At 70.5% G+C, this 14,404-nt stretch carries 27 protein-coding genes; 1 reads left to right on the top strand and 26 read right to left on the bottom strand.

What is annotated here, in order from left to right:
• Positions 1 to 132 precede the first annotated feature (132 nt).
• The 13 genes from ACFY9I_RS11015 to ACFY9I_RS10955 form a co-directional block, all read right to left on the bottom strand.
• Positions 133 to 348: a hypothetical protein gene (locus ACFY9I_RS11015; protein ID WP_390999596.1), complete on the bottom strand. Its 216-nt coding sequence runs from the start codon at positions 346 to 348 to the stop codon at positions 133 to 135.
• On the bottom strand, positions 341 to 1,264 hold the full coding sequence (locus ACFY9I_RS11010; protein ID WP_390999593.1) for a hypothetical protein: 924 nt from the start codon (positions 1,262 to 1,264) through the stop codon (positions 341 to 343). Before ACFY9I_RS11010 ends, ACFY9I_RS11015 begins: the two co-directional genes overlap by 8 nt.
• A 76-nt stretch (positions 1,265 to 1,340) precedes the next feature.
• Positions 1,341 to 2,159, bottom strand: a complete 819-nt coding sequence (locus ACFY9I_RS11005) for a DNA adenine methylase (protein WP_390999591.1) — start codon at positions 2,157 to 2,159, stop codon at positions 1,341 to 1,343.
• Between the two features lie 71 nt (positions 2,160 to 2,230).
• Positions 2,231 to 2,641: a hypothetical protein gene (locus tag ACFY9I_RS11000; protein WP_390999589.1), complete on the bottom strand. Its 411-nt coding sequence runs from the start codon at positions 2,639 to 2,641 to the stop codon at positions 2,231 to 2,233.
• 10 nt (positions 2,642 to 2,651) lie between these two features.
• Positions 2,652 to 2,855: a hypothetical protein gene (locus ACFY9I_RS10995; RefSeq protein WP_390999587.1), complete on the bottom strand. Its 204-nt coding sequence runs from the start codon at positions 2,853 to 2,855 to the stop codon at positions 2,652 to 2,654.
• Entirely contained in the window at positions 2,852 to 3,079 is a 228-nt protein-coding gene (locus ACFY9I_RS10990) for a hypothetical protein (protein WP_390999584.1), read from the bottom strand. Before ACFY9I_RS10990 ends, ACFY9I_RS10995 begins: the two co-directional genes overlap by 4 nt.
• Positions 3,076 to 3,360: a hypothetical protein gene (locus ACFY9I_RS10985; RefSeq protein WP_390999582.1), complete on the bottom strand. Its 285-nt coding sequence runs from the start codon at positions 3,358 to 3,360 to the stop codon at positions 3,076 to 3,078. The genes ACFY9I_RS10990 and ACFY9I_RS10985 overlap by 4 nt, the downstream gene beginning before the upstream one ends.
• Complete coding sequence (locus ACFY9I_RS10980) at positions 3,357 to 3,689, bottom strand: hypothetical protein (RefSeq protein ID WP_390999579.1); 333 nt, start codon at positions 3,687 to 3,689, stop codon at positions 3,357 to 3,359. The genes ACFY9I_RS10985 and ACFY9I_RS10980 overlap by 4 nt, the downstream gene beginning before the upstream one ends.
• Positions 3,690 to 3,837: 148 nt before the next feature.
• Entirely contained in the window at positions 3,838 to 4,569 is a 732-nt protein-coding gene (locus tag ACFY9I_RS10975; protein ID WP_390999576.1) for a hypothetical protein, read from the bottom strand.
• On the bottom strand, positions 4,566 to 5,516 hold the full coding sequence (locus ACFY9I_RS10970; protein WP_390999573.1) for a helix-turn-helix domain-containing protein: 951 nt from the start codon (positions 5,514 to 5,516) through the stop codon (positions 4,566 to 4,568). The genes ACFY9I_RS10975 and ACFY9I_RS10970 overlap by 4 nt, the downstream gene beginning before the upstream one ends.
• A gap of 66 nt (positions 5,517 to 5,582) precedes the next feature.
• Positions 5,583 to 6,404 carry a hypothetical protein gene (locus ACFY9I_RS10965; RefSeq protein ID WP_390999570.1) on the bottom strand — a complete coding sequence of 274 codons (822 nt, stop codon included), beginning with the start codon at positions 6,402 to 6,404 and terminating at the stop codon, positions 5,583 to 5,585.
• On the bottom strand, positions 6,404 to 7,165 hold the full coding sequence (locus ACFY9I_RS10960) for a hypothetical protein (RefSeq protein ID WP_390999567.1): 762 nt from the start codon (positions 7,163 to 7,165) through the stop codon (positions 6,404 to 6,406). The genes ACFY9I_RS10965 and ACFY9I_RS10960 overlap by 1 nt, the downstream gene beginning before the upstream one ends.
• A complete protein-coding gene (locus ACFY9I_RS10955; protein ID WP_390999565.1) occupies positions 7,162 to 7,695 on the bottom strand; it encodes a GIY-YIG nuclease family protein in 534 nt (177 codons plus the stop codon). Before ACFY9I_RS10955 ends, ACFY9I_RS10960 begins: the two co-directional genes overlap by 4 nt.
• 90 nt (positions 7,696 to 7,785) lie before the next feature.
• Between ACFY9I_RS10955 and ACFY9I_RS10950 the strand changes: the two genes are divergently transcribed.
• Positions 7,786 to 8,028 carry a hypothetical protein gene (locus ACFY9I_RS10950; RefSeq protein ID WP_390999562.1) on the top strand — a complete coding sequence of 81 codons (243 nt, stop codon included), beginning with the start codon at positions 7,786 to 7,788 and terminating at the stop codon, positions 8,026 to 8,028.
• Positions 8,029 to 8,081: 53 nt separating this feature from the next.
• On the opposite strand, the gene ACFY9I_RS10945 is transcribed toward ACFY9I_RS10950, so the two are convergent.
• From ACFY9I_RS10945 to ACFY9I_RS10885, 13 genes are all read right to left on the bottom strand, one after another.
• Positions 8,082 to 8,267 carry a hypothetical protein gene (locus tag ACFY9I_RS10945; RefSeq protein WP_390999560.1) on the bottom strand — a complete coding sequence of 62 codons (186 nt, stop codon included), beginning with the start codon at positions 8,265 to 8,267 and terminating at the stop codon, positions 8,082 to 8,084.
• On the bottom strand, positions 8,264 to 8,476 hold the full coding sequence (locus ACFY9I_RS10940; protein ID WP_390999557.1) for a helix-turn-helix domain-containing protein: 213 nt from the start codon (positions 8,474 to 8,476) through the stop codon (positions 8,264 to 8,266). Before ACFY9I_RS10940 ends, ACFY9I_RS10945 begins: the two co-directional genes overlap by 4 nt.
• Before the next feature lie 100 nt (positions 8,477 to 8,576).
• Positions 8,577 to 9,335 (bottom strand): RNA ligase family protein, encoded by a 759-nt coding sequence (locus ACFY9I_RS10935; RefSeq protein ID WP_390999554.1) that lies wholly within the window; start codon positions 9,333 to 9,335, stop codon positions 8,577 to 8,579.
• Between the two features lie 57 nt (positions 9,336 to 9,392).
• The gene (locus ACFY9I_RS10930) at positions 9,393 to 9,899 is read right to left on the bottom strand and encodes a hypothetical protein (protein WP_390999551.1); all 507 of its coding nucleotides are present in this window, start codon (positions 9,897 to 9,899) and stop codon (positions 9,393 to 9,395) included.
• 61 nt (positions 9,900 to 9,960) lie between these two features.
• Complete coding sequence (locus ACFY9I_RS10925) at positions 9,961 to 10,113, bottom strand: hypothetical protein (RefSeq protein ID WP_390999549.1); 153 nt, start codon at positions 10,111 to 10,113, stop codon at positions 9,961 to 9,963.
• A complete protein-coding gene (locus ACFY9I_RS10920) occupies positions 10,110 to 10,331 on the bottom strand; it encodes a hypothetical protein (protein WP_390999547.1) in 222 nt (73 codons plus the stop codon). Before ACFY9I_RS10920 ends, ACFY9I_RS10925 begins: the two co-directional genes overlap by 4 nt.
• Positions 10,328 to 10,882 (bottom strand): WhiB family transcriptional regulator, encoded by a 555-nt coding sequence (locus ACFY9I_RS10915; RefSeq protein ID WP_390999545.1) that lies wholly within the window; start codon positions 10,880 to 10,882, stop codon positions 10,328 to 10,330. Before ACFY9I_RS10915 ends, ACFY9I_RS10920 begins: the two co-directional genes overlap by 4 nt.
• A complete protein-coding gene (locus ACFY9I_RS10910) occupies positions 10,882 to 12,183 on the bottom strand; it encodes a DNA (cytosine-5-)-methyltransferase (protein ID WP_390999542.1) in 1,302 nt (433 codons plus the stop codon). The genes ACFY9I_RS10915 and ACFY9I_RS10910 overlap by 1 nt, the downstream gene beginning before the upstream one ends.
• Positions 12,180 to 12,779: a hypothetical protein gene (locus tag ACFY9I_RS10905; RefSeq protein WP_390999541.1), complete on the bottom strand. Its 600-nt coding sequence runs from the start codon at positions 12,777 to 12,779 to the stop codon at positions 12,180 to 12,182. Before ACFY9I_RS10905 ends, ACFY9I_RS10910 begins: the two co-directional genes overlap by 4 nt.
• Entirely contained in the window at positions 12,776 to 13,078 is a 303-nt protein-coding gene (locus ACFY9I_RS10900; protein WP_390999538.1) for a hypothetical protein, read from the bottom strand. The genes ACFY9I_RS10905 and ACFY9I_RS10900 overlap by 4 nt, the downstream gene beginning before the upstream one ends.
• Positions 13,075 to 13,314 (bottom strand): hypothetical protein, encoded by a 240-nt coding sequence (locus ACFY9I_RS10895; RefSeq protein ID WP_390999536.1) that lies wholly within the window; start codon positions 13,312 to 13,314, stop codon positions 13,075 to 13,077. Before ACFY9I_RS10895 ends, ACFY9I_RS10900 begins: the two co-directional genes overlap by 4 nt.
• Positions 13,311 to 13,640: a hypothetical protein gene (locus ACFY9I_RS10890; protein ID WP_390999533.1), complete on the bottom strand. Its 330-nt coding sequence runs from the start codon at positions 13,638 to 13,640 to the stop codon at positions 13,311 to 13,313. The genes ACFY9I_RS10895 and ACFY9I_RS10890 overlap by 4 nt, the downstream gene beginning before the upstream one ends.
• The gene (locus tag ACFY9I_RS10885; RefSeq protein ID WP_390999532.1) at positions 13,637 to 14,374 is read right to left on the bottom strand and encodes an exonuclease domain-containing protein; all 738 of its coding nucleotides are present in this window, start codon (positions 14,372 to 14,374) and stop codon (positions 13,637 to 13,639) included. The genes ACFY9I_RS10890 and ACFY9I_RS10885 overlap by 4 nt, the downstream gene beginning before the upstream one ends.
• Between the last annotated feature and the right edge of the window lie 30 nt (positions 14,375 to 14,404).

Genomic DNA, 14,404 nt, shown 5'->3' with positions numbered 1-14,404 from the left:
GGCCGTGAGCGCCGCTGTGAGGCCCGTAGAGCCCCTCCGAACGTCGCGAGGCACCGGCGAGTGGGGTTGAGGCCGCGCGAGGGGCCCTCAGGGCGTTTCTCGGGGCCGAGTTGGCGGGGTGGGAATCTGCGCTCACGACTCCCCCTGAGGTTCTGTCATGGTTTGCGGTGCTTCGGCTCCCATGCGGAACGCGGCCAGTTCCACCGCCTCCGCGATGGACAGCTCGCCGTCCGCCTCAGCCCACATCTGTGCGGCCCGCCGGGACAGTTCGTCGGCGACCGCCTGAACCTCCGGCGGCATCTGCGGGCGGCCCTTCCGGCTACGGCGTCCGGGCGTGAACTCAGCCACGGCGCTCCTCCTGCGACATGAGGACGTCCACGCCGCACTCGGGGTAGGTGCAGATCCCGCCGTCGGGCAGGTCCTCGGCTGTGAGCGGGGTGAAGCCGGTGTGGTCGCTCGGGGCGTGGGCACGGCAGCGCAGCACGCGGGCACCGCTGGCCCGGTAGGCGACGATGATCAGTTCGCTCGGCTGCGCCCCGTCCTGCCCCACCCCGGCGGCGGTGCAGGCACAGCCCTGGTTGTGCGTGGCTGGCGTCTGGCAGTTGGCGATGCCGAGGATCCGCCATGGGCTGATCGCCTCGGCAGCCAGACGGCGCAGCTCGGACACGGCGCGCTGGACGCCCTCGGCCGCCTTCTGGCCCATGTCGTCGTAGACGGCCGGGAAGAGCGCGGTGTACAGGTGCTGCGCGGCAGCGTTGAGGACGGCAGCCCGGTCGGCGGATAGGCGGGCGGCTTCCTTCTCGCCAAGCTGGCGGCGCGCCATCTCCTGCCCAAGGTGGAAGTCCGCGTTCTCCCGGATCTTCTCGGCGGCAGCCAGCTTTCGGCGCAGCGTTGCCTGCTCGCTGTCGGCCAGGGCCACGACGGCTTCAGCAGCGCGGGCGAACAAGGCCTGCTGTCCCGGCTCCTGGTCCACGAGCGAGAGGTCGGGCTCCATCGCGTCGTGGATCGCCACGGCGTACCGCTCCGGGCGATCGGCGATGCGGTCGCGGAGCGCGGTCTGGTCTGTGGGCGGCGGCACAGGCACAGCGGGCGCCTGACGTAGGCGAGCCACCAGTGGGCCCACAGCGTCCAACACGGCGGTCCGGGCAGCCTCCAGGGTCCCGAAGCCGGGATCGGGCAGCAGAACGCCTTCCAGGGCCTCCTCGACGGCAACGAGGACGTCCTCGTCGGTCGGCACTCCAGCGGCGGCGGGTTCGGTGCTCATGGTCAACTCCAGGGGTTCGATGAGACGGTTGGGGCACGGCCCCCGGGACTAGGACTCCCGGGGGCCGGCCTGCTGGTCATGCGGTGGCGTCGAACAGGCCGAGCTGGTCACCGAGGCGCCGGTTCGCCCACAGCACCTCCTTGCGGGCCTTCGCGGTCTTGGCGTTGCCGGTCATCGACTGCTGCTCGTACCGGTGCCAGCCCTCGTACAGCTCGGCGTACAGCGGGCTGTGGTAGCCGGACAGGACGACCGTGGCCTTGCAGTCGGCGAGCGCGGCCGCCAACTCGCGATGCTCGCCGTCGGTCTTCATCTCGCAGCGGTAGTTGTTGCCCCACCCGCGGGTCGTGCCGAGGTACGGCGGGTCGACGTACAGCAGCACGTTCGGCCGGGCTCCGTAGCGGGCGATGACTTCCAGCGCGGGCAGGGCCTCGAGGGAGACGCCGTGCAGGCGCTCCGCGGCGGCGGCGAGCCGGAGGGCGTAGGCCTCGAGGTAGCCGGGCATCGAAGTGCCCGAGCCGGCGGGGTCGATGTAGTGCCGCCAGCCGGTGTTCCGCAGGGTGCCCGAGCGGCCTTGGGCGAGGCGGGACCAGATGCGGCGGGAGAGTTCGAGTTCGTCCTCGGTGGGGTCCCAGGTGGCGGCGAGTTCGGCGCGGCCGTGCGGGGTGAGCATGCATGCGCGCAGCAGTTCGGTCGGCCGGTCGCGCAGCACGCGCCAGAACGTCATCAGTTCGCCGTCGAGGTCGTTGACGGTCTCCATCCGCGACGGCGTCTTGGCGAGGAGGACGGACAGGCCGCCGGCGAAGGGTTCGACGTAGTGGTCGTGGTCGGGCAGGAGGCCGACGATCCAGTCGGCGATGCGCTGCTTGCTGCCGAAGTACGGGACGGGACTCTTCACGGGGTTCCTCGGGTCGGGGCGGTTTCGCGCGGGGTACTGATCGTTTGTGGTGCGGGCCGGGGTACGGGCGATCACACGAGGCGGGGGGTGGACGGGGCTCCGTCGAGGAGCGGCGCCCACGTGGCGCGCATCGTGTCCGCGCACTCGGTCAGGAAGGCGCGCACGGCGGGCTCGTCGGCCTCGGTGACGGGCATCTCGACGGAGCACAGCCACGCCTTGCGCTGGAGGACGAAGAACAGCAGCAGGTACTCAGGGCCGTCCCACTCGTGGAAGCCGGGCTTGCGCCAGTCCCAGCGGATGAGGAAGTTCTGGTCGCGGTCGGCGCGGACGAACAGCGTCTCCTCGGCAAAGGAGGTCCAGGATGCGAAGGGCGTGTGCTGTCCGGCCTTGAAGTAGTTGCCTTCCTGGCAGTAGTACGGGTGATCGATTTCCCAGAGGTGGCGTGCGGGCTTACTTACTGCCGGGTCAGGTGGGGTCGTCATGGGGTGACTCCTAGGCGGCGGGGGTGATGAGGCGGAGGCGGGTGGGGCGTTGTTCGCGGGTGGCGCCGACGGCTTCGCGGAGGGCGTTCCAGTGGGCGTCTTGCTCGGCGGGCGTCCACGTGCGGGAGCTGTGCGGGGTCCGGGGCCGGTTCGGGGGTGGTGCGGGCCGGGTGGGGATGTCCTCGGCGAGGAGCCGCTCCAGCGGGGTGCTCACGGCGTGCGTTCCGGGTGGAGGACCGCGACCACAGCCCCGGCGGGCTGGGGACCGCGCCCGGAACAGGAGGCGCACATGTCGCGGCCGTTGGAGTGCGTGACCCAGCCGTGGGCGCGGGCAGCTGCCCGGGCTTCGGCAACGGTGTCGGCGTCGGTGAGGAGCTGCTTAGGGCAGCCGCCGTACTGCCATTGGGTGTCGCAGTGCAGGGTGATCCGGGCGCTCACGGGGTGGCCTCCGTCCGCTTGGCCGTTTGTTCGTTCCACTCGACCCAGCCGCACACCGCGTCGTGGAAGGCGTCCAGGGCGGCGGTGACGCCGGGCGGTACGTCGGTGCGTTGGAGGTTCTTGATCGCGTGGTGCCAGTCGCCGACGTCTTCGAGGAGGGCGGACGCGATCTGGGCGCCGGGGTTTTCGGCGAACGACACGATGACGGCGTCGGGGTCGTCCATGGCGCACATGAACATCCATGGGGCGTGGACGGCAGGGTGCGGCTTGAAGCCAGTCACTGGTCGGCCTCCGCCCGGTCGGTCGCGGCGGCGATGCCGTCGCAGGTGGCCTTGTCGGCTTCCTGGCGGGCGAGGATGCGGGCGTTGTTGTGTACGGCTCGCACGAAGAAGTCGGCGGCGTCGTTGTCGAGGGGGTCGCCGGGGTCGTTTTCTTCGCGTTGCTTCTCGGTGCTCCAGCAGCGGGTGCAGAGCAGGGGCTGCTTGTCGCGGGCGCACCATTCGCAGGTGATGCCGGTGAGGTGGAAGTCGTGGTCGGGCTCGTACAGGAACAGGGGCCGGGCCTGCTTGCAGTGGTCGCAGCGGGCTTCGATCGGCTGGGCGGTGGTCACTGGTCCTCCTGGCTGGCGGTGTGGGCTCGTATGCGTGCGTCGTGGCTGTTGGTGGTGAGTCGTCGGCCTCGTGCGCGGCTGGTGCAGCGTTGCCCGGGTTCTGCGTTGCACCACGGGCAGCGGACGGACCACTCGGGCGGCTTGTCGGTCACGGGCCCTCGGTCTCTCGGAGCTGCTGCTGGAACTCCTCCAGCTGGGCGCGCTCCTCGGCGGGAAGCTGGTTGAGGTAGGCGGCTGCGGCTTCCTTGCGGGCAGCTATCTGGGCGATGTCTTCACGAGGCAGGTCGTGGGCGTCGCGTGCGGCACGACGGCGGGCGGCGTGGGGGACGGCGCGGGGGTGGCCGTTGCTGCGGCAGTGCCGTCCGAGGGGCGCAAGGCAAGCGGGGCACGGGACGGTGAGCGGGCCGACGCGTACCGGCCGGCGGCTTCCGGTCGGATCGTCGTCGGGTACGTCGCGGCCGACGGCGGTGAGTTCGCGGAGGAGCCGCGGGTCGGGGGCGCCGGGGTTGAGGGCGCGGAGTCCGGTGTCGGGTCCGATGCGTCCGTCGGCGAGGGCGGCGGTACGGGCGCGGAGCCGGGTGAGGTACTGCTCGGGGGTTTCGTCGGGGTCGCCGTCGTAGCGGAGGTTGGCGACGCGTTCGCGGCGGGCCCGCTTGGCGATGTCGATCAGGTCGACGGCGGTGACGCGGTAGCGGTCCTTCGGCTGGCGGCTGGCCATCTCCTGGTAGAAGACCGTGAGCGCATTCTCGGCGTCGGCGCGGGTGAGGCCGGCGGCGGACAGGTCGGCGTGCCAGGCGAGGACGTCGGCCCGTCCGACGGTGCGTTGGTCGCGGGCGGCGGCGAGGCCGAGGAGGGTTGAGGCGTCTTCGAAGGTGATCACTGGGCCTCCTTTTGGGCGGCGTCGTATTCGGCTTGCATCTGCCGGCCGAGGTCGAGAGCGGCTTGGACGCGGGCGTCGGTGGTGGAGAGCCGCGGTTGGGGCTGGCCGAACGGGACGACGTTGCCGCCGTAGCGGTTCAGGTGGTCGTTGGCGCCGGCGATCCATTTCTGCCAGGCGGCGTACCAGTTCCGGCGGCGCGTGCTCTCGCCTTGGTGGTGCAGCCGGAACTTGGCGGTCTCGCTGTCGACATCGACCCGCGGGTATGTGTTGCGGACCCAGCTGCGCATGGTGTCGGTGAGCGCGAAGTCGTCGGGGAGTTCGGTGAGAGGCGGCCGGCCGTCGGAGTCTCTGGCGGGTGTGTTGCTGACGGCCCTGACCCCCCTCTGGTTCATAGGACGGTTAGTGGGTGGTTCAAAGGACGGTTTGGGTGACGTGGACGTCACCCCGGTCGCGACGTGGACGTCACCCCACTCGGACGTGGGCGTCACCCCGGAGGTGACGTGGGCGTCGGGGGGTGACGTGGGCGTCACCCCTGACGTGGACGTCACCCCTACCTCGTGCTGACCTGCGGGCTTGCGCTTACCGCGTGCGCGGGATGACGCCAGCGTCACCCGTGACGCCTGCGTCACCGCATCGTCGCCCGCACGACCGCCCGGAACAGTGGATTCCATGGCGAGGTCGTAGACGTGCGGACGGCGTTCCTGCGGGATGTGATCGGCCTCCGACTGGTTGCCGTCTCTGATCAGACCGAGCTTCAGCAGCTCCTTGAGATCGCGCTGAACGGACCGCTCCGACTTGCAGGCGTACGCGGCGAGCGTGCGCACTGACGGGTAGGCCCCGCGGCCGTGCTTGTCGGCGTGGTCGGCGAGGCCGAACAGGGTGCCGAGCAGCTGCGGCGGCATGGGCGGCGCGTACTTCAGGGCCCATACGGTGGCTTCGAGGCTCAACGGTCCTTCTCTCGTCGTGCTGATCAGGAAGGGCGGGGCCGCCCGTCGACGGCCCCGCAGGTGCGGCTACTTGGGCATGGGCATGGGGGCGTCCGCGGGCTGCTGGATCCGGGTGAGGGGCCGGTCGCTGCGGACGGCGTTCCAGGCGCGGATGAGGTACGCCATGTACTGGTGGTCGGGCACCTTGCGGCTCTCGGCCCGGTCGGTCATGACCCTGCTGCGCAGCGCGAGGACGGGGTGGCTGACGGGGAGGTCGGCGCCGTCCCCGACGCGGCAGAAGAACCACACGGCCTCGTCCACGTCGATGCGGGAGAGGACGTGGTGGGCGGTGCCGACGACGGACTTCGGCAGGTAGCGGAACGCCTGGTGTACGCGAGCGGCGATCTCCACCGAGCGGTAGATCTCGGGGCGCTTCTGCAGCAGGGCGGCGCACTCGGCGGTGGTGGGGCTGTAGTTCTGGCCGAACTTGTAGTCGCCCTGGTCCCACAGCCAGACCTTCTTCAGGACGGCGGCAAGGACGGCGGCGTTGGTCTCACCGCGGAGACTGAAGGCGTCGGCGGTGGTGCGCTTGCGGCCGGCGTCCATGGTCTCTTGGGTGTCGTTGGGGAGGCCGGTGACGACCATGAGGGGGATGGCGACGTCGGCTTCGATGACGGCCATGAGGCGGTGCTGTCCGTCGAGGAGGGTGCCGTCGGTGGCAAACTTGATGGATTCGCCGTTGAGGCGCCACTGCCCGGCGGCCATGTCGCGGGCGTAGTCGGAGACGGCGCGCTTGCGGGCGTTGCGGTTGCGGGTGTTCTGCTTGAGCCACTTGGCGGCGAGTTCGGGCGTGACGGCCATGATCTCGACCTGGGGAATGTCGGTGGCGGGTACGCTGAGCTGTGTCATTACTGCTCCTGTTCGATGGAGTTGGCGACGTCGGCGAGGGCGTCGCTGATCTTGCGGAGGCTCGTCGCCCACCAGCGGCGGGCCTCTTCGCTTGTGTCGGCCGCGGGCAGGTCCATGTCTGCGGCGAGTTCGGCGATGGAGCCGAGGGCCCGGACGATTTCCGGGGCTTGGCGGTGGGTCTGTTCTCGGTTCCGCGTGAACCGGTCGTCGTCACGCAGGCGGTCGAAGCGCTCTGCGATGCGGACGAAGTCGTGGGTGGCGTCGGCGAACATGTCGGGAAGCGGGCGCCGCTTGGGCTTGGGTGGAGGCGTGACGGCGGCTTCGAAGCCGGGGCCGTCGGGCTGCACCCAGTCGTCCCCCGCAAGGAGGTCGCCGTCGGACGACGACTCGGGGACCGGTCGTGCCGCGGCGTACGTGCCGCCGTCTGTGCCGAGAACTACGGCAGGTGTTTCATCTGAAACACGTGAGTCCCGCATGGCTGTGGCCGGCGAGATTCCGGTAGCCGATGAGATCGCCCGGAGGCTCATACCGGACTCGCGGAGGGACGCGACGACTTCTTGTCGTTCCTCGCGCGGAAGCCGGAGGCGTGCTGTGCCGAACTCGGCAGCGCAGTAGGCGTCCCACGTGGCGTAGCCGAGCGCGGCCCAGGTGCGGGATGTGTACGCCTCTTGGATGAGGAGCCAGGTGCCTTCGACTGCGACCTTGATGCGGTCAGTGAGGGCGCGGGCTTGCTCCTGGGTTGGCAGGGCGATCTCAGTCACGCGGTCCTCCTTTCGGTAGTTGGGGCTTCGTCCGCGAACCGAGCGGGCGGCGGCGGGGCGGGCTGCGGAAACCGCTCGGGCTGCGTCAGCAGTTGGGCCAACTCGTTGATGAACTCCGTGTCCGCGTCGCGGAACAGCACTGCTGCTGCGTCCTCGGCCGGGCCGCGCAGGTGCAGCGAGGCGTTGGCGGGTCCGCGTCGGTGCAGCTTGTTGAAGCGCGGTTGTTCGTGCCGGATCGCCGCCTTCTCCGCCACCTTGATCGCGTCGTACGACTCGTAGAAGGACACGGCTGCGTACTCGGCGAGCGGCCACCACTCGGCCTTCTTGCGGTGCTGGTCCCAGCGCTCCAGGCCTCCATAGGTGAGGCCGATGTAGAGCGGTTGCAGGTCGGCGTCGTAGAAGCGGTAGACGAGGTGGAACTTGTAGGACGAGCGCCAGGCGGCATGCCTCATTTCCGGCGCCAGGAAGCCTCTGGTTGGCGCATCGCGGTCGAGCTTCCGCAAGGGGAAGTGGGTGGTGCTCAAGGTCATGATGTGAGAATACCGTTCGCGATCGCGGTTCGCGACCCCATAGCGCGGACGCGTAGCGCGACCGCGACAAGCTGTGCCACCATGGGCCCCATGACCAGCGATGCCGAGACCCAGATCCGGGAAGCGACCCGTAAGCGCGAGAAGTCGAAGGCCGCCTTTGAGCGGGACGACGCCGCGCTGCGCGAGCTGTTCGTGACCTGGCGCGCTCAAGGCGTGGGGCCGTCCGACATGGCCCGCTGGTCCGGCATGACCCGCGAGTGGGTGGCGAAGATCGCGCCCGATCCGAAGCGCGCCCGCGACATCAACGCCGCTCGCAACATCGCCGACTCCTGACACCCTGCTCCTCCTTCCTTCGGGCCCCGCCGTGTGCGGGGCCTCACTGCTGCTCAGGCCTCGGTGAGCGGCCCGTGGTCGGCGACGAGGCTTCGCCAGCGGATGTAGTGGCTGCCGGTGCATGTCCAGCGCGGTCCGGATTTGGTCCAGCGGCGTCCGGTCCGGTCGGTCACTGCGGTCACGTCGGCGGGTGCCTGGAAGGAGCCGGGTCCGCCGGGGCGCCAGGTGCGGGCAGTCATTGGGCGGCCGTCTTCCGGGTGTTGCCGCCGCGGGGCCGCATCTGCACGCCGGCTTCGCGGAGGAGAGCATGGGTGCCGCCGTGGGAGCGGCCGATGGCGGCGGCGACGGCGTCGACGGTCATGCCTTGCTCGTACAGGCGGGCGGCCTCGGCGCGGGCGGTGTCGCGGGCGTCGCCGGTGAGGACGATGCCGGTGGTGTAGTCCCTCATCGGGGTTCCTCTCGTGGGTGGTTGGGGGCCGGGAGCCCGCCGGGGAGGTGGCGGGCTCCCGGAGGGCGGCCGAGGGGGAAGGGCCGCCGGGAGGGTGGTCTCAGCGGCGGCGCTTCAACGTCCGCGCGTAGTCCTGGAACCGGGCCTTCGCGATCACCGACCGGTCCGTGGTGCGCAGCACGATCCCTTCCGGCTGGTGGCCCGCGCCCTCGTCGAGTGCCACCCGGGTCACCGGCAGGCGTCCCGCGAGGAATGCGGCCATGCCCTCGACATCGGAAGGCAGCGCGGCGGCCGGGACCGTCTCCAGGCGCGGCGTCAGCTCGATGCCCTCGGCGTCGGCCGCCCGCTGCAACGTGGCCTCGTTGCAGAACCGCTGCCCGCCGTTCTCCCGCCAGGCTGAGATCTGGGTGCGGTCCCATTCCAGGACGTCGGGCAGCAGGCAAGCGATGTCGAACAGCCGGTAGCCGACCTGTCCGCTGCCGGTGTACTGCTTGGCCGCGCCGCCGATCTTGTGGCCGTACACCTCCAGGAAGAACACGAGGATCTGGCGGTGTTCGTCGCGCGGCTTGAGCCTGGCGGCGAGCGGCTCAAGCGCGGCCACGATGCCGAGGGCGGGGTTTCCGATGCGGTCGCCGCGCGCGTACAGCAGCTCTTCGCGGGAGCCGATGAAGAAGTCGCCGTCAGGGAAGAGGACGATGCGGCCGTTGGTGCCGTCGACTTTCTCGGTGAGGATGACGTCGCCGTCGAACGCGGTCGGCTCTTCGAGGAGGCCGCCGTTCTTCGGGTCGAGGGAGTGGTAGGTGGGGATGCTGGGGTACTTCGTCGCGGTGTTGAGTGCGGCGAGGTAGGGGTTGTTCATCGTGGTCTCCTTGTCGGGGTGCCCCGCCGCAACTGACCTGCGGCGGGGCGCTTGTGGTCAGCGGACGGGGACGGTCCCGGCGATCGCGTTGCTGATGTCGGTGACGAACTGCTCCCGCTCGCCGTCCGGGGTGTCGGCGGGGAACGCGATGTGGATGCGGGCCTGCAACGGGCCGTCGTTCCAGCCGATGTCGATGGCGCGCGCGTGGGGTTGCAGGCCGTCGGCGCCGAGGCGGATCGCCCACTCACCGACCGGTGCCGCTGGAACCATCCGCTCGCGGATCTGGTGGGCCGCCTCAGTGATTCCGTCCTCGTCGAGAAGACCGCCCCAGGTGACGAGGTCGCCGTCGGCGTGAAGGTGCGGGATGTAGGACTGGCGCAGCGAGGTGACGATTTCCTCGACGGTCGGCAGGTGCACGAGTGCGTCGAGGGCGAGCCCAGCTTCGGCGCGGAGGTCTTCGTCGGTGTACGGGCGGTCGGGCTGGCAGGGGACGAGGTTGGAGTGGGCGTCCTTGCCGCAGCCGCAGCGAATCCCGGTGGGGCCGTAGGCGAGCGGGTCGTTCATCGTGTTCTCCTTGGGGTGGTGCCCGCCGGATAGCCCCCGGCGGGCGCTGCTTACTGGGCGGTCAGATGAGGTCGTCGAGGAGGAACTCGCCGAACCAGACGAGGACCGCGACGACGAGGCCGATCACCGCCGTCCACAGGTGGCTGGACGAGATCACCCAGGTGACGAGGGCGGCACACGCTCCGAGGAGCAGGCCGAGCAGGAAGCGGTTCATCCGAGGTGTCCTTCGTTGTGGTAGGCGTCCGCCTGCTCGGCGGCCTGTTGTGCGAGGGCGGCTTCGGCGCAGACTTTGTGGCTGGGCTTCCGTTTCGAGTCGCGGAGGTTCGTCAGCCCGCCGCAGTACCGGCACGGCTTCTGCTGGTGGGACCAGTGCGAGGCGTCACGCCAGTCCAGAAGCGGCGGCGGGTCACGGCCCGCAGGCTCGGCGCTCACGCCGACACCGCCAGATCTGCTTGCTCGATCCGCTCCCGTCGGTCCGTGAGATGCGCCGGCTTCACGCACCGGTCGACGCTGCACGTGCGCGTCACCCCGCCGTCCGGCCAGTAGCCGCGGTCCCGGCGGAACGCGAGCCGGTTCGGGGTGAGGTTGCCGCCGGGCTGGTGTACGACCTTCGGCCCGTTCCACAGGACGTGCTCGCCGTCTTCCTGGGTGAACAGGTCCCAGGCTTCGTCGAGGGTTCGGGAGGCGTGCATGGTGCGCGGGGTGTCGGTGTAGTCGTCGATGCTGATTGGGCGTGCGGCGCGGCGGCGCAGGTTGCGGCGTTCCTTCTCTGACAGGCCGCCCCAGACACCCCATTCCTCGCCGGTGTCGAGGGCCCACTGCAAGCAGCGGTCGATTGCGGGGCACATCCGGCAGTACGCCTTGGCCTGCTCGATTTCGTAGGCGTTGCTGCTGGGGAACATGGCGTCGGGGTCGGCTTTGCAGGGGGCGGTGGTGCGCCAGTCGGGTTCGCGGCGGCTGGGGGTGGGAGGCGCGGCACGCATCACGCCACCCCCAGCCCGGCGCGGTCGGCGAGCAGCCGGAGTGCGGCGGCAGCCTGCTGCGGCACGACGCCGTTCCCGAGGGCCTTCAACTGGGCGCCCCGCGGGATGCCCGGCACGCTGGTGACGTGGCCGGCGGCCAGGCCCTGCATCCACTCGACGAAGGCGGGGCTCAGTCGTCCCAGAGCGTCGGTGGGCCGGGGGGCGGGCCGTCCGAGGACGCGCTCCCATCGTCGGACGGCGGGCTCGTACTCGCCCCACTGGACATCTGGTTGACCGCTGAGGGGAGCATCAGATCCCCCTTGCTGCCGCGCTGGTTCGGTCCGCCCTTCGTCCCGTCCGTCGCCCTCGGCGTCGGCAGGAGCGTCGGCGCGAGCGAGTCCAGTGACGGCCGTACCGCCGCGCCCGGCGAAGGCGACTGGTTGTTGCCGTACGGCGTCGCGGTCGGCGTGGGCAGCAGGTGCGCCACCTCCGCCGCCAGGCACTTTCCGTGCGTCCCGGCTTCCTGCGACGGCGACCGCTTCGTCTGCCGGTTCTCGTTCTCCGACGCCCGCGGCGTGGGCAGCAGCGAGATGGTGTGGCGCAGGTTCATTCCGCCGTCCGCCGCGTGCCCGATCCCGTTCGCCTCCGACACCGTCGGCGTCGGCAGCAGCTGCACCACGTTCGGCAGCTGATCCGAAAAGCCACGCCCCCGGGAGTCCCGGGCCCTCGGTGTCGGCAGGCCAGGCGAGGAGGAAGACCCGCTCACGCTGGTGGGGAGCGCCGACATCGGACGCTCGGAAGACCTGCCATTCCGCATCGAGCCCGAGGCGGGCCAGGTCTGCGAGAACGGCACCGAGTGCCCGCAGAAGAGGTTCATCACCGGCGTCTCCCACACACCACGTGCAGGGTTCCACGTCACTGTCGGCTTTCGCCGAGAGGAGGCCGCGGACATTCTCGATCACCACCAGTCGGGGTTGAAGGGCTTCGATGGCACGGGCGACGTGCAGCCAGAGACCCGAGCGGGTGCCTTCGGCGAGTCCGGCGCGGAGTCCGGCGAGGCTGACGTCCTGGCAGGGGAACCCAGCGGTGAGGATGTCGACCGGCTCGACCTGGTCCCAGTCGACCTTCGTGAGGTCGCCGTGGTTGGGGATCTTGGGCCAGTGGTGGGCGAGGATCTGAGCGGCGTACTGGTTCTTGTCCTCGCGGCCGTCCTTGTCCGGGGGCTCGTACTGGCAGTGCCAGGCGACGGTGCCGCCGAACACCTGCCGTACCGCCTCGTCCAGGCCGCCGTAACCGGTGCAGAGAGAGCCGATGCGGGTCATCGGGTCACCTGCTCGCGGTCGGGCCACGCGCAACCAGCCAGCGCCGCACGATGCCCGTCCGGGACCTCGGCGAGCGGCTGCTCGAGCCAATGCAGACCCATCGCCCGCAAGATCAGGGCGTCGGCTTCGTCGTCGGACTCGAGGATCGCCCCATACCTCGAGCGCGCAGCCTCGAGAACCGCGGTCTTCCTCGAGCCGCCGTTACCGGTGGCGTACTTCGCTCGAGCAGTCGGCGAGATGATTGCGACGGGGATGTCCCGCTCGAGCAGCGCGCCGACGATCCGCCACCACAAGCCGCCGCGGTCCCACGTGGAGCCGCCTGGGGTGGCGAACCCGACGGGCCCTTCGACGCAGGCGAGGTCGACGGTGCCGACTTCCTCGAGGACGCGGGTGGTGATGTGCTTCATCCGGTTGTGGCGCTCGAGGATGGTGTCCTTGCGGCGGCCCTTGGTGGGGACTCGAGCTGTGCCGGCGAGGGTGGCGACCCCGGTGCCGGTCAAGGAGATGTCGAGCCCGGCGACTCGAGCGAGGCGGGGCCGGGGCCCGGCCGTCACGGGGACGGCCGGCGCCTCGGGCTTGAACAGGGGCAGGGTCACAGCTCCCCCTCGTGGTGTGTGGTGGTGTGGTCGCCGGTGTGGACCGGCTCGTACAGGTCGGCGATCTCAGCGCCGTACGCCTTCAGGTGCGCGGTGATGTCGTCGAGGAGGAGCAGTGGGTCGGGGCCGACGTCGTGCGGCGTCTCGTTCACCCAGTCCCCGGCCCGGTCGTCCCAGCGGGCCGCGAGGTAGGGGCGCTTGCGGTTCTCCAGCGCACGCTCGACGAGGACGAACACGAGGACCGCGGCGGCCAGGCAGACGCCGAGCGTGCCGGTGACGAGGAAGATGTCCGTGTTCATGCCGCACCCCCAGCGACCTGGCCGAGGCACTCCCCGCACGTCCAGCCGTCCTTGTGCAGCACGCCCGCGGTCGCCTTGTCGCAGTTCGGGCAGTCGTCCCACGCCTGCGCGATCACCCCGGCGGGGGTTTTGGTGGGTTGGCCGAGGAGTTCGTCGATGGAGACCGTGCGGGGTCGCGGGCGGTGCTTGCCGTTCGGGGCGACGATCTGGCGGACGTAGCGGCGCAGAGTGGTCACGACGCCACCCCCTGCCGCAGGTCGTGCAGCTCCCGGGTGTCCGCGATGTGCGACGTCTGCATGTCGTCGAGGCGCTGCTGCAACTCTCCGACCGCGCGCAGGGCCAGGCTCAGGCGTCGCCGCAGTTCGGCGTCCCCGGCCACGGGCTTCGGCTGCTGGACTGGACTGTTCGGCTTGGCGTCCCGGAGTTGCTCCAGTTCGGCGCGGAGCCGTTGGATGGTGGCGAGGCGTTCCGCGTCGCGCTTGTCGGCCGCTTCGAGTTCGCGGGTCGTGCGGTCGAGGCGGGCGAGGACGGCGGCGTGCTTCGCGCCGCTGACGATCTTCACGAGGCACCGCCGTCCCGCTGGGCGGGGATCAGCGGCCACGAGCCGTTGACGACCGCTTCCGGGTCCTTCTTCCGCAGGTACTCCTGGAAGGAAGCCGCCTGCGCCGCAGCCCAGTCCTCCTGCTGGTCGTGAAGCTCATCGACGAACGCGTTCCCGATCTCACCGAAGCGGGTGGCGATCCGCCACGTCACCCGGCACGCGGCGATCGCATCAGCGTCCGCAGCGTGCGCGCCGTCCAACTTGACCTGGTAGTGGGCGCACAGGTCGGTCAGCGTCCGCTTCCCGCGCCGGTAGGGGTCGACGCGCTTGTCCAGCACGCGAGGGTCCAGGACACGAAGGTCGGCGCCGACGATGTCGGTGAGCGGCTGCACCCCGTACCGGCGCGCCTCCCGGTCCAACAGCGTGAGGTCGAACGGGGCGTTCATGACGACCAGCGGCGTGCCCGCGAGCACGACCTGCGCGAGAGCGGCCACGATCTGGGCGATGCCCTCGGCCGCGTCCTGGCCTTCGTTCTTGGCCATCTCCGTGCTGATGCCGTGCACGGCCGTCGCCTGCTCGGGGATGTCGACGTTCGGGTTGAGGAGCCAGTTCGACGGGGCGGGCGGGAGCTGGCCGCCGACCTCGACGATGCAGGCGGTGACGATGCGGTCCGTCTCGACGTCGACGCCCGTGGTTTCCGTGTCGAAGCCGGCGAGGCGGCCGAGGTGCCACGCGGCGGGTGGGGTGTGGTTCATGGTTCGTGGTCTCCTAGGGGAGGCCGGGCC

The sequence above is a fragment of the Streptomyces sp. NPDC012510 genome, from assembly GCF_042955065.1.
In the GTDB taxonomy this organism is placed as follows: Bacteria; Actinomycetota; Actinomycetes; order Streptomycetales; family Streptomycetaceae; genus Streptomyces.
This window is presented reverse-complemented; position numbering and strand designations above follow the sequence as displayed.

Excerpts from the sequence above, each read along its gene's own strand:
- ACFY9I_RS11010 (WP_390999593.1), bottom strand. The coding sequence starts at position 1,264 with ATGAGCACCGAACCCGCCGCCGCTGGAGTGCCGACCGACGAGGACGTC.
- ACFY9I_RS11000 (WP_390999589.1), bottom strand. The coding sequence starts at position 2,641 with ATGACGACCCCACCTGACCCGGCAGTAAGTAAGCCCGCACGCCACCTC.
- ACFY9I_RS10965 (WP_390999570.1), bottom strand. The coding sequence starts at position 6,404 with ATGACACAGCTCAGCGTACCCGCCACCGACATTCCCCAGGTCGAGATC.
- ACFY9I_RS10955 (WP_390999565.1), bottom strand. The coding sequence starts at position 7,695 with ATGACCTTGAGCACCACCCACTTCCCCTTGCGGAAGCTCGACCGCGAT.
- ACFY9I_RS10950 (WP_390999562.1), top strand. The coding sequence starts at position 7,786 with ATGACCAGCGATGCCGAGACCCAGATCCGGGAAGCGACCCGTAAGCGC.
- ACFY9I_RS10945 (WP_390999560.1), bottom strand. The coding sequence starts at position 8,267 with ATGACTGCCCGCACCTGGCGCCCCGGCGGACCCGGCTCCTTCCAGGCA.
- ACFY9I_RS10940 (WP_390999557.1), bottom strand. The coding sequence starts at position 8,476 with ATGAGGGACTACACCACCGGCATCGTCCTCACCGGCGACGCCCGCGAC.
- ACFY9I_RS10935 (WP_390999554.1), bottom strand. The coding sequence starts at position 9,335 with ATGAACAACCCCTACCTCGCCGCACTCAACACCGCGACGAAGTACCCC.
- ACFY9I_RS10930 (WP_390999551.1), bottom strand. The coding sequence starts at position 9,899 with ATGAACGACCCGCTCGCCTACGGCCCCACCGGGATTCGCTGCGGCTGC.
- ACFY9I_RS10925 (WP_390999549.1), bottom strand. The coding sequence starts at position 10,113 with ATGAACCGCTTCCTGCTCGGCCTGCTCCTCGGAGCGTGTGCCGCCCTC.
- ACFY9I_RS10915 (WP_390999545.1), bottom strand. The coding sequence starts at position 10,882 with ATGCGTGCCGCGCCTCCCACCCCCAGCCGCCGCGAACCCGACTGGCGC.
- ACFY9I_RS10910 (WP_390999542.1), bottom strand. The coding sequence starts at position 12,183 with ATGACCCGCATCGGCTCTCTCTGCACCGGTTACGGCGGCCTGGACGAG.
- ACFY9I_RS10900 (WP_390999538.1), bottom strand. The coding sequence starts at position 13,078 with ATGAACACGGACATCTTCCTCGTCACCGGCACGCTCGGCGTCTGCCTG.
- ACFY9I_RS10885 (WP_390999532.1), bottom strand. The coding sequence starts at position 14,374 with ATGAACCACACCCCACCCGCCGCGTGGCACCTCGGCCGCCTCGCCGGC.